Source organism: Pseudomonas xionganensis, assembly GCF_009763245.1.
GTDB lineage: Bacteria > Pseudomonadota > Gammaproteobacteria > Pseudomonadales > Pseudomonadaceae > Aquipseudomonas > Aquipseudomonas xionganensis.
In genome coordinates this window covers 83,680-98,254 of the sequence record NZ_WKJZ01000001.1, presented here as the reverse complement: position 1 = coordinate 98,254, position 14,575 = coordinate 83,680, and the positions used below count along the sequence as shown (strand labels likewise).

Here is a 14,575-nt window from a genome sequence, read left to right as displayed (position 1 = left end):
TGCAGGGATGAACTTTTTCCAAGAGCAGGATCGCGCCCGGCGCAACAGCGGGCGTTTGCTGGTGCTGATGGCGCTGGCGGTATTCAGCCTGATCAGCTTGAGCAGCCTTGTGCTGGGCGTGCTGTGGCAGATATTCGGGCGCGAGGGCGACTCCCTGGGACTGCTCGCCGGGCCGACCACTCTGCTGCCCAGCTGGGATCAGGTGGCGCTGGTGGCACTGGCGGTGATCGCCGTGGTGCTGCTGGGCAGCCTGTATAAAAGCGTGCAGCTGAGCCAGGGCGGCCGGGCCGTGGCCGAGCGCCTGGGCGGACGTTTGCTCAATCTGGCGCCCCAGGGCCTGGGTGAGCAGCGGGTACTTAATCTGGTGGAGGAGATGGCCATCGCCTCGGGCACCCCGGTGCCGCCGGTGTATGTGCTGGACGATGCCGGGATCAACGCCTTTGCCGCCGGGCTGACGCCCCAGGATGCGGTGATCGGCATCACCCGCGGGGCCATCGATCTGCTCAGCCGCGACGAGCTGCAGGGGGTGATCGCCCATGAATTCAGCCATATCTTCCATGGCGATATGCGCCTCAACACCCGCCTGGTGGCGGTGTTGCACGGCATCCTGCTGCTCGGTCTGATCGGCGAGTTTCTGCTGCGTGGCAGCAGCCGGTCGCGACACCGCAGCAGCCGTGACAACTCGGCCGGGGCGATTCTGGCGGCGGGTGCCTGCCTGTGGATACTGGGCTATGCCGGAACCTTTTTCGGCAACCTGATCAAGGCGGCGGTCAGTCGTCAGCGGGAGTTTCTTGCCGATGCCGCGGCGGTGCAGTACACCCGCAACCCCGAGGGCATTGGTGGCGCGCTGCAGAAGATCGGTGGGCATATGTATGGCTCTCAGCTGCGTGCCGGGCATGCCGCAGAATTCAGTCATCTGTATTTTGCGGCGGGTATTCGCAGTGCCATGGCCGGCCTGCTGGCCACTCACCCACCCCTGGAACAGCGTATCCGCCGTGTGTTGCCAAGCTGGGATGGCCAGTATCCCCAGGTGTCGATGCTGAGTCTGGCGGGGGAGCGGGCGACGCCGGAGCAGCGTCAGGTTGCCCAGGCCTGGGACCAGGTTCTGGCCACCCCCGCTGCCGGTTTTGCGCCCGCCGCGGCGCTGGCCGCCATCGCCCGTATCGGCGACCCCCAGGCGGGCCACCTGCAGCAGGCCCATGGCGTTCTCAACGAGCTGCCCGAGCCGCTGCAGCGCGCGGCCCATCAGCTGGACGGTGCTCAGGCCCTGTTGCTGGGGCTGTTGCTGGCCCGTGAGGCGCGCGCCCGTGAACAGCAACTGACGCTGCTACAGCCCTTGCTCGATGCTCAGCTGCTGGCCGGTTTGTACGCACTGGAGCCGTTATTGCTCCAGCTGCCGGCAGGGCAGCGTCTGAGCCTGGTGGATCTGGCCATGCCGGCACTCAAGCAGCTGAGCCCTGAGCAGTTCAGTGTACTGCGCGGGCAGATGGCCAAGCTGATCCGCGCCGATGGTCGGGTGGAGCTGCTGGAGTGGACGCTGCTGCGTATTGTCGAGCGCAATCTGCGGCCGTCGCGTCCGCAGGATGGCCGCTACCGGCTGGTCGAACTGCAGGCCGAGACGCAGGTGCTGCTGTCCTTGCTGGCCCATGAAGGCAACGTGACGCCCTTTCAGGCCCAGGCCGCCCTGACCCATGCCAGTGCTGAACTGCCTTTCGGGCCGTTGGCCTTGCTGGATGCTGAGCAGAGCGACCTGGCGGCTCTGGAGGCCGCGCTCAAGCGTCTCAACCAACTGCTGCCCCTGCAGAAGCCGCAGCTGCTCAAGGCCATGGCTCGCTGCATCGAGCATGACGGCGAGATCACGGCGGCCGAGGCCGAATTGCTGCGCGCCGTGGCGGATATCCTCGACTGCCCGATGCCGCCTCTGCTCAAGGGGGCCGTTCAGCCGTTACCGGCCTGATCCGCAGGCAGCGGCTGAAAAGCCTGGGTGCTGGCCTGAGTGGTTAAACGTGCTGCGCCACCCAGGCGGCATAGGCGTCGATAAATTTCTGCAGAAAGGGGCGGATGCCGTCGCCGAGCATGCCGGCCTCCTCGAAGAAGCTGCCGGCGCCGCCCAGGTAGGCTTCCGGCTGCTGCATCATGTACACGTCGAGAAACACCATGCACTGGCGCAGCGCGTGGTTGGCACCGAAGCCGCCGATGGCGCCGGGCGAGGCGGTGAGCACGGCGCCCGGCTTGCCGCTGAACACGCTCTGTCCGTAGGGCCGCGAGCCGACATCGATGGCATTCTTCAGCGCACCGGGCAGGGAGCGGTTGTATTCCGGGGTGACGAATAGCAGGGCATCGGCGCCGCGCAGCTGCTCGCGAAAGCGGGTGTAGGCCTCGGGCGGGCTGTCCTGGTCGATATCCTCGTTGTACAGTGGCAGATCGCCGATTTCGACGATCTCAAGCTTCAGCGAAGCCGGCGCCAGCTCGGCCAGGGCCAGCGCCAGACGGCGGTTGATCGAGGCCTTGCGCAGGCTGCCGACCAGCACCGCGACCTTGTGCGACTTGTTCATGGCGATTCCTTTTGTTGTGCCCCAATAACCTGCTGCATTCGCTCAGCTCCACTGAACTTAAGCTGGACCGGACCTGTAGGGTGCGCCATGCGCATCGGTATTGCGCTGCCAAATCTGGTGCGCACAACGCACCCTACCTATAGCCGCCACACTACAGGCTGAGCCTAGTCTTTATGCAACTCATGATGGGTACGGAGCCATTCCTGTAACCGGGGGTGGACTGATAACTATAGTCCGCCCTGGCCACTGTACTCGCCGGCAAAGGCCGCCAGCAGGTCCTCGACAAAGGCGCGCTGGGCATCGCCCGGTGGCTGGCCGCGATGGCTGGCCAGGTGGAACTGCACCTCGAAACCCAGTGCCTCGGCCTGCAGCGCGCGCAGGCGGCCGCTGGCCCGCCAGGGCGCGGCGATATGCTCGGGCAGGTAGCCGATATGCCGGCCGGAGAGGATAAAGGCCAGGGTGCCGTCCACCTGCTCGGACTGCGCCGAGCTGGTCGCGCTCTGCAGCGGCTCGCGGGCCTGGATAAACCGGTAGGGGTGGTGCACCCGGTCGGCCTGCTGCAGCTCGTCCAGGCTCGGCTCGGCCCCGCTGAACAGCGGATGGCCCTGGGCGCAGTGCAGCACCTGGCGCTCGCGAAACAGCGGCTGGTAGTCCAGGGCCGCCTGGTTGCCGGAGAAATAGCCGATGGCCAGTTGCAGCTGATCCTGCAGCAGGCGCCGTTCCAGCTCGGCGGGCATGGCGGTGAGCAGTTCGATCTGCACCGCCTGGTTGCGCCCGCGAAAGCGCCGGATGGCCTCTGCCACCTGCTCCAGCACGGCCGGCGCCAGCCCCTCGGACAAACCGATATGCAGGCTGCCGAGCAGCTTGTCGGCCATGCCCTGGGCCTCGTCCTTGAAGGTGTCGATGGCCGCGAACAGCCGCCGGGTCGCCGCCAGCACCTGCTCGCCCTTGGCCGTCAGGCGAAAGCCGGCCTTGCCGCGCTGGCACAGGCGAAAGCCCAGGCGTGTCTCCAGCTTGGCCATCTGCGTGCTGATGCTGGACTGACCGATGCCCAGCTCACCCTGGGCCGCACTGAAGCCGCCGCATTCGACCACGGTGACGAACAGGCGCAGCAGCTGCAGGTCGAGGTCGCGCAGTTGGCTGAGCATGCGGGCTCCATACATTGATAAATACAGATGCCAGAGTAGATCACTTCATATTTATCCGAAGCAATGCCAGGCGCAGGATAAGCCCCATCCAATAACAACGATGAGGCACCCCCCCCCATGCGCCAGGCCATCCTCCCCCTGCTGCTGTGCAGCGCCTTCGCCGCCCAGGCCGAAGACAAGGCCCTGAACCTCTACAGCTGGTCGGCCTATATCCCCGAACAGGCCCTGCAGCGCTTCAAGGACGAGACCGGCATCCGGGTCAAGTACGACATCTTCGACAGCGCCGAAGCCCTGGACAGCAAGCTGCTCACCGGTGGCAGCGGCTACGACGTCGTCTTCCCCGCCTCCAGCGGCCTGGCCCGGGCCATCCAGGCCAAGGCCGTGCAGCCGATCCAGCGCAGCCGTCTGAGCAACCTGGATAACCTGGACAGCGAACTGCTGGCCAAGCTGGCGGTGGCCGACCCTGGCAACCAGTATGGCGTGCCCTATACCTGGGGCACCGTGGGCCTGGGCTACAACAGGGAGGCGCTGGAACGGCGCCTGCCGGGCGTGCCCACCAATAGCCTGGACCTGCTGTTCAAGCCCGAATACGCCAGCCAGCTCAAGGACTGCGGCATCGCCGTGATCGATTCGCCCCAGGAGGTGATCAGCATCGCCCTCAACTACCTGGGCAAGGACCCCTACAGCAGCGATCGCGGCGACCTGGCCGCGGTGCAGCAACTGCTCGCCGGCCTGCAGCCCAACCTGCGTTATGTGGGTAGTGGCCGGCATATCGACGACCTGGCCAAGGGCGAGATCTGCCTGGCCCTGACCTACAACGGCGACGCCTTGATGGCCGCCGACAATGCCCGCGAGGCCGGCCAGCCGTTCAGCGTGGAATACCGTATCCCGGTAGAGGGCACCCTGATCTGGTTCGACACCTTGGCCATTCCCGCCGACGCTCCGCACCCCGAGGCCGCCCACGCCTTTATCGACCATATGCTGCGCCCCGAAGCCATCGCCGAGTTGACCAATAGCGTGTTCTTCGCCAACGCCAACCAGGCCGCCACCGCCCTGGTGGACGAAGCCATCACCGGCGACCCGGATATCTACCCGCCGGCCGACGTGCGCGCGCGACTGTTCAGCGAGCAGCTGATGCCCCTGCGTCAGCAGCGCGACCGCACCCGTATCTGGACCACTTTTCGCAGTCAGTATTGAGGGCAGGGCAAATGGAAGCATTTAACGGCAACGACCTGGCGATCACCCGCGACAGCCTCTACGGCACCTACTCGGAGCCGACCTACGCAGGCGTCACCAGCTTTATGCGCCGGCGCTACTCGCGTGACCTCAGTGGCGTCGATCTGGTGATCACGGGCGTGCCCTTCGACACCGCCACCACCAACAGGCCCGGCACCCGCTTCGGCCCGCGGGCGATCCGCGCTGCCTCCATCACCAGCGCTTGGGAGCGCCACTACCCCTGGGAATTCGACCCCTTCGACCACCTGGCGGTAATCGACTACGGCGACTGCAACTTCGATCATGCTCTGCCGCACAAGATTCCGGCGGCCATCGAGGCCCATGCCGAGCAGATCGTTGCCGCCGGTTGCGGCCTGCTGACCCTGGGCGGCGACCACTTCATCAGCTACCCGCTGCTTAAGGCCCATGCGAAAAAACATGGCAGCCTGTCGCTGGTGCATTTCGATGCCCACAGCGACACCTGGCCGGATGCCGATGACAGCGAGCAGGGCGTCAGTCACGGCACCATGTTCTACCACGCCGCCCGCCAGGGCCTGGTGGACCCGGCGCGCTCGGTGCAGATCGGCCTGCGCACCACCAACGACGACACCCTGGGCTTCCAGGTGCTGGACGCCCCCGAGGTGCACCGCTGCGGCGCCCAGCAGATCGCCGAGCTGATCCGCGCCCGGGTCGGCGATAACCCGGTGTACCTGACCTTCGATATCGACTGCCTCGACCCGGCCTTCGCCCCCGGCACCGGCACTCCGGTATGCGGCGGCCTGAGTACTCACCAGGCCCTGGAGATCCTGCGTGGCCTGCGCGGCATCAACCTGGTGGGCATGGACGTGGTGGAAGTCTCGCCACCCTACGACCACGCCGAGATCACCGCCCTGGCCGGCGCCACCGTGGCCATGGAGATGGTCTGCCTGTATGCGGCGCGGCATAAGCTGGGGGAAAAGATCTAGGGTTTGTTGACGTTTCGTTCGCGGCCGCGCCGGAGCCAGTTTTTGCGCGAGGCAAGGCACGAGATGCGAAGTTTAGCCAGCTAAATGAGCCATCGAGAAACGCAGCATCGCGCTAAAACTGGCCCGGCCCTTCGGGTTGCGCGGCAACGCGGTTCGCGACGAAACGTCAACAGACCCTAGGGTGGAAATCGCGGTTTATGTTCACCCTGAGCGTCTATCTCGATTGCCCAGGGGGGACCGGTAAAGCGTGGTCCAGCCTGCGGCTAGCGGCTTGTGGGCAACTGTAGGAGCGGCTTTAGCCGCGAAAAACGTGCCTTGGGCGGCCCGCGTCTACGACCCCTGCAACTGGTAATGCCGCTTCTTGCCCAGGCTTAGCCGGCGGCCCAGCTGCCAGGCCTGCAGGGGGCGGTCCGGGTTGCTCTGCCGCTCGCCGTCCAGCAGCAGGCCGCCGCCGGCAGCCAGGCGTCGTACCGCGCTGCGCGAAGGTTGCAGGCCGTGGCGCAGCAGCAGGTCGGTCAGGCTCAGACCTTGGGCCAGATCCTCGGGGCTGACGCTGAGCTGCGGCAGCTCGGCATCGGTGTCCTGTGCGCCAAACAGGGCCTGGGCTGTAGCAGCGGCGTCGCGGGCCGCCTGCTCGCCATGGGCCAGGGTGGTGGCGGCATTGGCCAGGATGATCTTGGCCTGATTCAGTTCGGCGCCGGTCAACGCACTCAGACGCGCCACTTCCTCCAGCGGCAGCTCGCTGAACAGGGCGAGAAAGCGCCCCACATCGGCATCGTCGCAATTACGCCAGAACTGCCAGAAGTCGTAGGGCGAGAGCTTGTCGCCATTGAGCCACACCGCGCCGCTGGCGGATTTTCCCATCTTGCGCCCGTCGCGGGTGGTCAGCAGCGGCATGGTCAGGCCCAACAGCGGCGGGCAACCCTGGCGCCGGCCCAGCTCCACGCCATTGATGATATTGGCCCACTGGTCGGCACCGCCCAGTTGCAGGGTGCAGCCATGCCGGCGCGCCAGCTCGGTAAAGTCATGGGCCTGCAGCAGGGTGTAGCCGAACTCCTGAAAGCTCAGGGAATGCTCGCGATCCAGGCGGTTGCGCACCGCATCGAAGGTCAGCAGGCGGTTGATGGAAAAGTGCCGGCCGACCTGATCGAGAAATTGCAGGTAGCCGATGCCATCCAGCCAGTCGGCGTTATTCACCACCATGCCGTCGCCGGGGCCATCACCCAGGCGGATATAGCGAGCAAAACAGCCGGTTATGCCGGCGATATTGCGCTGGATCTCATCCTCCGTGAGCAGTGGCCGGCTGCTGTCGCGAAAGCTTGGGTCGCCGATGCGCGTGGTGGCGCCGCCGATCAGCAAAATCGGCCGGTGCCCGGCGCGCTGCAGATTGCGCATCAGCATCAGCGCCTGCAAATGGCCGACATGCAGGCTGTCGGCGGTGGCATCGAAACCCAGGTAGAAGGTCACCGGGCCCTGGCTCAACGCCAGGCGCAGGCCATCGAAATCGGTGCACTGGTGGATAAAGCCGCGGGCTTGCAGCTGATCGAGCAGATCAAGGGTGTTGCTGGACATGGATGTCTCCTGATTGAAGGCAAATGCCCGAGGAGACTGGAGGGGAAACGCGATATCCGAGCCGCCTCAGGCGGATCGGACATGCAACAACGCATCTACCGCCTGGTAAGAGGGGGCAGGGCGTAATAAAACGCAGCGATAGGGCAGATGTGTCTGTGCATGGCTGGGCACTCTAGCGTTTCGACGCGTCAAGTCAACCGCCGCACGACCCGGCGCCAGGCTGGCCATGGGCCAGGCATTGAGGCACAGTGAGGGCAATCGTTCTCCTTGGTGCAGTGAATCTTCATGTTCAATCCGTCACACGCCAAGCCGCTAGTGAACACTGGCGCCGGTGTTGCCGACCTGCAGGATGTAGGGCAGCGCTCGCTGATGCGTATGGTCTTTATCACCACCGGGCTGACCCTGGGGGTGTTCTGTGTGCTGCAGTTCATGGCCGGCAACCTGCTGCTGTCGGCCCTGGAATTGCTGGTCACCGGGCTGCTGTTCTGGGGCGCCTGGCGGATCACCGGGGTGCGCCGGCTGATGCCCTGGATCTACGCCTACCTGCTGCCGACCTTCTGTTTTCTGCTGTATATCATCGTCATCCCCGGGGCCTCGAAAACCGCTTTTGTCTGGGTCTATATCATCCCGGTGCTGTCCTACCTGTTGCTCGGACGCAAGCGCGGCAGCCTGCTGGCGCTGCCCTTTGTAGTCGGCGCCTGCCTGCTCTATGTGTACACCTACCCGGTCAGCCTGACTCCCGAAGGCCTGATCGACCTGGGTAATGCGATCTTTTGCGGCCTGCTGCTGATCGTCTTTGTCCACCTCTATGAAACCCGTCGCGCCGCTGCCCACCAGCAGCTGCAGCGCATGGCCCGCACCGACGCCCTGACCGGCGTGGCCAGCCGTGGCAGCTTCCAGCAGAGCCTGGAACAGAGCCTGCGAGAGTCCGAACGCAACCAGAGCAAGCTGGTGCTGGTGCTGCTGGATGTGGATCACTTCAAGGCGGTCAATGACCAGTACGGCCACGATGCCGGCGACCAGGCCCTACGGCATATCTGCAACAGCCTGAGCAAGCGCCTGCGCGCCACCGACACCCTCGGCCGCCTGGGCGGCGAGGAATTCGGCCTGCTGCTGCGCAACACCGACCGTACTGGCGCCGAGCCCCTGGTCGAGGCCCTGCGCCTGCAGATCAACAGCACCCCTCTGGCCTACGGCGAGCACAGCATCCCGCTGTCGGTGACCCTGGGCCTGGCCGAGTGGCCGCTGGATGGCCGCAGCCTGGAACAGCTCTACCGCACCGCCGACCGCCGCCTCTACCGGGGCAAGGAGCAGGGCCGCGATCAACTGGTCAGCCGCGACCCCAGCCCCGCTATCGAATAGCCCCGCGCCAGGCGCGGTCAGCGAATCACCTGACGCGCCGTCTGCAAATAGGCCTGACCCTGCTGCTGCACCGTGGCGTTATCCGCCGTCTCCGAGGCCACATGCACCTGCTCCAGGGTCTCGCCCAGGGCGGCGAAATCCTGATTGATCCGCTTCAGGGCGTTTTCCAGGGTATAGGTCAGCTCATGGATGCTGTGCAGATCGGCGGCGCTCAAGCTACCCTGGGCCAGAATCGCCTCCAGCTTGGCGTTGTACTCACTGAAATTGGCCACCGCCTCCGGCAGGCTGGCCGCGGGCTTGCCTTTGTAATGATCGACCACCCGTTCACTGGCCAGGCCAGCGGCACTGAACAACAGGGCAAGGGACAGGGCGGAGAGTTGCATAAAGCTGCGCATGGGAAGGTCCTTTCTCGAATTTAAGAAATACCCCAGGGCGGCCACCACGATGAAGGCTCGCTGCGCTGGGTAGGACCGAATTTATAGTTATGAGAATAACTATCATTGACGATAGTCAATTATTCTCTTTATGCACCGCTTGCAGATGCGGCTCGCTATGGAAGTGAAGGCCGGAGGCATCGCTAAAACGCAAAAGCCGCGCAGTGCGCGGCTTTAAAGGTGGTGGGCCCACACGGACTCGAACCGTGGACCAAAGGATTATGAGTTGCCTAGAAACGCTGCAAACCCAGTGAAATCGGGCGTAGCTTATCGTAGGTACAGTTAGCTGAAAGTAGCGTTATAGAGAGGCTTAGGCGTAGTTTAGCGAAATCTGTAAAAGCTGGGCACTGTACCGCCATTGTACTGATTTTTGTACCGTTTAGGCTTCAGAGGCGAGTTGTTTGCCATAGTGAGTCTGAGCTGCATCGTCGGTAACGGCGACGCCCGTCTGAAGAACTTCGTGCTGCTGTACTCCGCCCCCACCTAGCGCGATGCATTGGTTAGCGACTGCCTACGATAACGTTGAACCCACGGCCTACATTCCAGAAAGCGCACTGGAGCAAGACTTTAGGCAACAAGATCAATGCAAGGGTGCTCGACTTCGCTCAAGTTTGTGGTGTGACGGAACCAGAGGAGAGTTCGCGAGCAGTTGAGCGCGTTAGAACGCACTCTGGCGCACTCAACTGAGCTGTGCGAGCAGACGACGCACGTGGTTGCTTTACTCTAGGGCTGCTCAGATCCGTTCATTAAAATATTCGGATAATCGCCCGAGTGAGCTGCAACAGCTCACGGCTCATTGGTTGGTGATGCAGCACTACTAGCGCTGTCTGAAGAAATCTTTTACTGCTTCAATCAGAAATTTTGCAGAAATATAAGCGCCATAACTGTGTATGGAGTCATCTTTCTTCGAGTCGCATAGGTCTACAACGGTTTTGGCGCATATACATGGTGGCTTGTGCGGCGAAAGCTCTGCTGCGCGATGAATGGCAAATACTTCCATATCCAATGCAGTTACTTTTCTGTGGATGGATTTTATTTGCTCAATGAATTTTTTATCAGCAATTACAGCTGACCCGCTCGTGAAGATGCCTGCCACTGGTGAATGCGCTGCAGATGGTCGTGCTCCTTTGTGACCGCTCTCAATCCTATTGATAAGATCTGGATCGTTGATTAATGCTTTGAGGTTCGTGAGTGTTAGGTGATCTGTGGGTACTTGATACGGCTCGTTTAAGAAGCCGTCAGACGCCCATTTCCCTGACTGGTACTCATAAGCCATGCTGGAGATTATTAGCTGTCCAAGTTCGGCGCGCCCTTCGAATCCTCCGCATATGCCACTCATTCCTACCATCTTGGGCTTGAATTTGTCTATACATGCTCCAGCAGTGATGGCGGCATTTACTAGGCCCATTTGTGGCAGCAAAATTACAGATCCCTTGTTTTCTCCTAGTTCAATGTCGAAGCAGTCAATGCCTCCACGCACAATGTGCTTTCCGGGTGTCAAAGCGATGTAAGGATTTCGTTCTTCCTGTAGTGCACAAAATATCAAGAAGTCAAATCTTATGTTCTTTTTTAGCTGGGTGAGTAGGTGGTCAAGTGTTGACTGCCATCCCTTTTTGTTCTGGAAATTCGCCAGTATGCATCCATTAGCTTCGAAGTAGTCTCGTAACTCAGGGAAGTCTGCTGGGTATGAGCTAATGGCTAAAAGAAGGGCGTCGTCTTTTCCGGCTTTTATAATGCACTCCAAGATGGCCTTGCCATTCTGTGATGTCGTGCCATTATCTATATTTGGTAGGTTGAGATCGATTATAAAAAGCCCAATATCATTGCTGAGCGCGGCAGAGAAATCGCTCATGTTTTTAGCACGGATGATGTGCTGCTCAGTTATGCCGTGCTGGTTTAAGTGTGAGGTGATGGCGCGTGCTTTATTGTTGTCATCCTCAATTAGCATTATTTTCATTGTAGACCTCTTAGCAGCGTTACAATTTTCTGAAGAGTTGGCTGTGATTTGTAATGGTACAGAACTGCACCGATAACATTTTGGTTGTATTTTTCTTTGATGACCTTGGGCGAGTCTTTTAGCTTTATTTTCTTGCCGCTGATGTAGAAGTCGGGGTATTGGGTCACAATTATAATGTTTGTTGTTTTATTTTTTGACTTTAATGCGCGCAGTACTTCGATCCCGCCTTGTGCTTGGTCATGTCCCTTGTTTTTGTCTTCGGCGCTTTCTCCAAAAGTTGAAAGGGCCATGTCAAGAATTATTAGTTCGTAGTTTTGACTCATTACCTTTAAGACTGCGCTGCTAACGCCGTCAACAATTTCAGGCGTGGAGCCGTAGACATCCATTACGCATCTGCATATTTCATCGCGTTTATGGATTTCATCCTCTACTAGCAAAATATTCATTCGTCTCCACCTGCGGGGTCTTCCGTTACTGTTTCCATATGCATCCTGAATCCAAGATCCAGCTCTCTTGTCTCGTCATCAAAATTGCAGTGGACAGTGTGTGTGCTTTCACAGGTTCGCGTTATGAACTTTACTTTCTTGATGCCTGTATATCCTTCGGTGACCATATCGGTGCCAGCCTCCTTCGAGGCAATCGCGCTGAGAATACGATCTTTAGATTCCGCGTATTTTTCTTCTGAAACGATGGATTTGATACTGATGGAAACTACATCTAGGATGGCCCCTGGTTCTTTGTTGTTGATGCATGCTTCTACTCTTATTCGGGTATTTTCCTCGCCATGTTTATGAGCATTCTGAAGGAGCACTGCTAGGCAGTCGTATAGGCGGTGTACGCTAATTCCAGTGTATTTTGTATTTACAGCATCTCCGATAAAGTCTACGCAGTTTTGTCTGTTGAGCTCGATTAGTATGATTTCGCAAAGATCTCGAACTGATGCTGAAATGAATCCTGTCTGTGGCACTTGAAACCAGTCAGCCACCTTTCTGAAGACTTCATTTACTGCCTCATGTAGCTCTGCCTTCATTTGTCCTTCAGTTAGACCATTGCTGGAGAAGGACTTGTCAATGCTGGCATTTGCTTCCTTTAATAGTGTGGTTTTAATAAAGCGTGCGGCATTATCAAGTTGCGGGGTGATCTGCTTCCAGCAAAAAGCGATTATTAGATCGTTCAAGAGTTCGCTTGTGCCCGTGGTTTTGAGCGTGCTGGTGAGTTTTCTAATATTTTCTTTAGTAGTTGAGTCGTCTAGATCGAGATTCGCGTTGAACAACGAACCGGCGGATTTGAATTGAAGGTGGTCTCTTCGTAACTTGTCAATTATTGATTTATATGTGCCCAGCCAGCTTTCAATGGTGCGTCGCATAGTGGGGGTTGATGTGATGCTCTGGAATTCGCGCTTTCTTAGCACTGCATCAACCGTATCTGTTGTGACTCCGTCCAGGGTGTTGTGCCTGATGCGCCGACCTAAATATGATTGAATTCCAAACTCAGTGTTTAGGCAGAATTGTTCAAAGGCATCTTTCGCGATTTGTGAGATTAGGTATTCACTCTGATCGCTTATGTGAAGAACAATAAAACCACTTTCATTTCTGGCTTCAATGCTCGGAAATAGAGATCTATATTGCTCTGTTGAAACTGTTGGGTTGCTGTCAAGCCATTTCTTCATTGAAACGCTGTCAACATACATTCGACTATTATCAAAGTACTGCTGTAATTTGGCCACTTTTGAACGGGTCGTTATTCCGTCGGCCTCAATGATGTATTCGATTTTATTAAGCTTTTGACCTACTGTTCTAAGAATTTCGCATCTTATCTCTGAGGCTTGGGAAGCATTTTTAACAAGAGAATACATTTTCTCCAGCGTGACTTCGTCGAGTGACCTGACGATATATCCAGCGATCTGGGGCGAGTCATTGAGTAGGTTGTTAATGAAATCTACGATAGAGCCGTTATGCTTGTTGTTTACATGCCAGATGAAGTCGGATCTAAACTCAAAGTCAATGTCTGGGTCTACAGATTTTTTTCTGAAAAGTGCAAGGGCCAATACGGCTACTAAGCTCTTTGTTTCGTGGGGCGCGGTGAGGTGTAATGCTCTCATCTCCTCTTCGCTTAGCAGCATCTCTAGTTCTATAGTGTTCTCGAATATATATTTTATGTCATCTTTTGTTAGGCTTATAATATTCAAATGATTATTTATGAGCTTGAGGAAAAGGTAGGTTCGATGGAATGTGTCCATTCGAATCGGTAGATGCTCATTTATAGTGGTCTCGTCAGGTGCGAGAAGAAACTTTTTATCGTCTAGGGGTGGGGATATTTTTGAGATATCTATGTCGGATATTTCTGCAAGCAGTCGAGCTCCGATAACACGGTCTATATCGCTTCTATATAGGGCATATTTGGGGTGCTCAAGGAAGGCGGCAGATGCTCTATAGAGGTCTAGAGTTGGGAGGCCTTCTTCGTTCTGTGATCTATAGTGCTCGGTAATAATATTTTCTGGGCAGTTATTTTTTATGGAATTGGTGGTGTTAAATAATTGCTCTATAAACTCGGCGCATAGATTCTTCTCTAGTTCTTTTTGGGCTGCGTTTAATCGATCATTCAGGTTGAATATCGTGATGATGGAGTATACGGTGTCGACTAGGCAGGATTCTGAGGCGCGCAATAAAAAGCCAGCACAGTCATCTTCGCTCAATGGAGTTGGGACGAAGTTGCTAAGGGCGATTGTCTTTCTGATATCTCCGCCTACTTTACCAACTGATGCGCTGGCTCGCCTCTGGGCTACTTGGAATAGAGATATTTTGGGGCTGATGTTCTCGAGGGCACTAAAGTGCATTCCTGGACTGTCTTTGTGAAGTATCTCATCTTCAATCTGGGTTACGGTGCTGAGTGAAGTTGGTGGGATTTCTCTGGAGCTGCGGATGTATGCGAGCTTGTATGACAGGTAATTTGATGCGCCGTACTTTTTTGCAAGAATAAGCAGGTTCTCTAGTGCGTCTTCCAAGCTCGTGGAGTCTATTCGTGATAGCGCACGTATATGATCTAGGACATCAAGTGCATCGCGTATTGTTGAATTAATGTAGCCGGCGGTGTAGCAAATCTCTTTTTTCCACTCTAGGGGTGAGGTGGTTATTATATTGTAGAGGTCTGCACTTTTTTTCTTTCTTTCTTCATTTAGCAAATTGTGGGGGCCTTTTAAAATGGCCCCTATGGTCTTTAAGTCATCCAGAGTGTTGTTTTTTCTAATTTCTTCAATTTCATTGACGCTAAGTCTAGATTTCGAGCTATGCCCCCTTAGTAGGTTTCTCTTGTTTGGGTTTTTAATTTTAGATATCAGCGAATGCACTTGAGGCTTTTGATTCGCTTT

11 protein-coding genes are annotated in these 14,575 nt (G+C 57.8%); 4 read left to right on the top strand and 7 right to left on the bottom strand.

Annotated features, from left to right (window positions below):
- The first annotated feature begins 7 nt into the window (after window positions 1-7).
- A complete protein-coding gene (locus GJV18_RS00425) occupies window positions 8-1,957 on the top strand; it encodes a M48 family metallopeptidase (RefSeq protein ID WP_160342751.1) in 1,950 nt (649 codons plus the stop codon).
- 43 nt (window positions 1,958-2,000) lie between these two features.
- Here GJV18_RS00425 and GJV18_RS00420 read toward each other — a convergent pair whose 3' ends face one another.
- A complete protein-coding gene (locus tag GJV18_RS00420) occupies window positions 2,001-2,555 on the bottom strand; it encodes an NADPH-dependent FMN reductase (protein WP_160342750.1) in 555 nt (184 codons plus the stop codon).
- A 227-nt stretch (window positions 2,556-2,782) separates the two neighbouring features.
- On the bottom strand, window positions 2,783-3,703 hold the full coding sequence (locus tag GJV18_RS00415) for a LysR family transcriptional regulator (protein ID WP_160342749.1): 921 nt from the start codon (window positions 3,701-3,703) through the stop codon (window positions 2,783-2,785).
- 117 nt (window positions 3,704-3,820) lie between these two features.
- Here GJV18_RS00415 and GJV18_RS00410 point away from each other — a divergent pair, with 117 nt between their 5' ends.
- Together GJV18_RS00410 and speB are read left to right on the top strand one after the other, a co-directional pair.
- Window positions 3,821-4,900 carry a polyamine ABC transporter substrate-binding protein gene (locus tag GJV18_RS00410; RefSeq protein WP_160342748.1) on the top strand — a complete coding sequence of 360 codons (1,080 nt, stop codon included), beginning with the start codon at window positions 3,821-3,823 and terminating at the stop codon, window positions 4,898-4,900.
- Between the two features lie 11 nt (window positions 4,901-4,911).
- Window positions 4,912-5,883, top strand: a complete 972-nt coding sequence (gene speB / locus GJV18_RS00405; RefSeq protein WP_160342747.1) for an agmatinase — start codon at window positions 4,912-4,914, stop codon at window positions 5,881-5,883.
- Window positions 5,884-6,213: 330 nt separating this feature from the next.
- Here speB and tyrS read toward each other — a convergent pair whose 3' ends face one another.
- A complete protein-coding gene (gene tyrS / locus GJV18_RS00400) occupies window positions 6,214-7,455 on the bottom strand; it encodes a tyrosine--tRNA ligase (RefSeq protein WP_160342746.1) in 1,242 nt (413 codons plus the stop codon).
- A 285-nt stretch (window positions 7,456-7,740) separates the two neighbouring features.
- On the opposite strand from tyrS, the gene GJV18_RS00395 reads away from it, so the two are divergent.
- Window positions 7,741-8,817, top strand: a complete 1,077-nt coding sequence (locus tag GJV18_RS00395) for a GGDEF domain-containing protein (RefSeq protein ID WP_160342745.1) — start codon at window positions 7,741-7,743, stop codon at window positions 8,815-8,817.
- Window positions 8,818-8,834: 17 nt separating this feature from the next.
- On the opposite strand, the gene GJV18_RS00390 is transcribed toward GJV18_RS00395, so the two are convergent.
- From GJV18_RS00390 to GJV18_RS00375, 4 genes are all read right to left on the bottom strand, one after another.
- Window positions 8,835-9,212 (bottom strand): DUF6746 family protein, encoded by a 378-nt coding sequence (locus GJV18_RS00390; protein WP_160342744.1) that lies wholly within the window; start codon window positions 9,210-9,212, stop codon window positions 8,835-8,837.
- A gap of 856 nt (window positions 9,213-10,068) precedes the next feature.
- The gene (locus GJV18_RS00385; RefSeq protein WP_160342743.1) at window positions 10,069-11,208 is read right to left on the bottom strand and encodes a phosphorylase family protein; all 1,140 of its coding nucleotides are present in this window, start codon (window positions 11,206-11,208) and stop codon (window positions 10,069-10,071) included.
- Window positions 11,205-11,654 (bottom strand): response regulator, encoded by a 450-nt coding sequence (locus tag GJV18_RS00380; RefSeq protein ID WP_160342742.1) that lies wholly within the window; start codon window positions 11,652-11,654, stop codon window positions 11,205-11,207. Before GJV18_RS00380 ends, GJV18_RS00385 begins: the two co-directional genes overlap by 4 nt.
- Window positions 11,651-14,554: a hypothetical protein gene (locus tag GJV18_RS00375; protein WP_218571941.1), complete on the bottom strand. Its 2,904-nt coding sequence runs from the start codon at window positions 14,552-14,554 to the stop codon at window positions 11,651-11,653. Before GJV18_RS00375 ends, GJV18_RS00380 begins: the two co-directional genes overlap by 4 nt.
- Between the last annotated feature and the right edge of the window lie 21 nt (window positions 14,555-14,575).

Bases quoted from the DNA above. Each gene is read 5' to 3' on its own strand.
- GJV18_RS00425 (WP_160342751.1), top strand. From the start codon at position 8: ATGAACTTTTTCCAAGAGCAGGATCGCGCCCGGCGCAACAGCGGGCGT.
- GJV18_RS00420 (WP_160342750.1), bottom strand. From the start codon at position 2,555: ATGAACAAGTCGCACAAGGTCGCGGTGCTGGTCGGCAGCCTGCGCAAG.
- GJV18_RS00415 (WP_160342749.1), bottom strand. From the start codon at position 3,703: ATGCTCAGCCAACTGCGCGACCTCGACCTGCAGCTGCTGCGCCTGTTC.
- GJV18_RS00410 (WP_160342748.1), top strand. From the start codon at position 3,821: ATGCGCCAGGCCATCCTCCCCCTGCTGCTGTGCAGCGCCTTCGCCGCC.
- speB (WP_160342747.1), top strand. From the start codon at position 4,912: ATGGAAGCATTTAACGGCAACGACCTGGCGATCACCCGCGACAGCCTC.
- tyrS (WP_160342746.1), bottom strand. From the start codon at position 7,455: ATGTCCAGCAACACCCTTGATCTGCTCGATCAGCTGCAAGCCCGCGGC.
- GJV18_RS00395 (WP_160342745.1), top strand. From the start codon at position 7,741: ATGTTCAATCCGTCACACGCCAAGCCGCTAGTGAACACTGGCGCCGGT.
- GJV18_RS00390 (WP_160342744.1), bottom strand. From the start codon at position 9,212: ATGCGCAGCTTTATGCAACTCTCCGCCCTGTCCCTTGCCCTGTTGTTC.
- GJV18_RS00385 (WP_160342743.1), bottom strand. From the start codon at position 11,208: ATGAAAATAATGCTAATTGAGGATGACAACAATAAAGCACGCGCCATC.
- GJV18_RS00380 (WP_160342742.1), bottom strand. From the start codon at position 11,654: ATGAATATTTTGCTAGTAGAGGATGAAATCCATAAACGCGATGAAATA.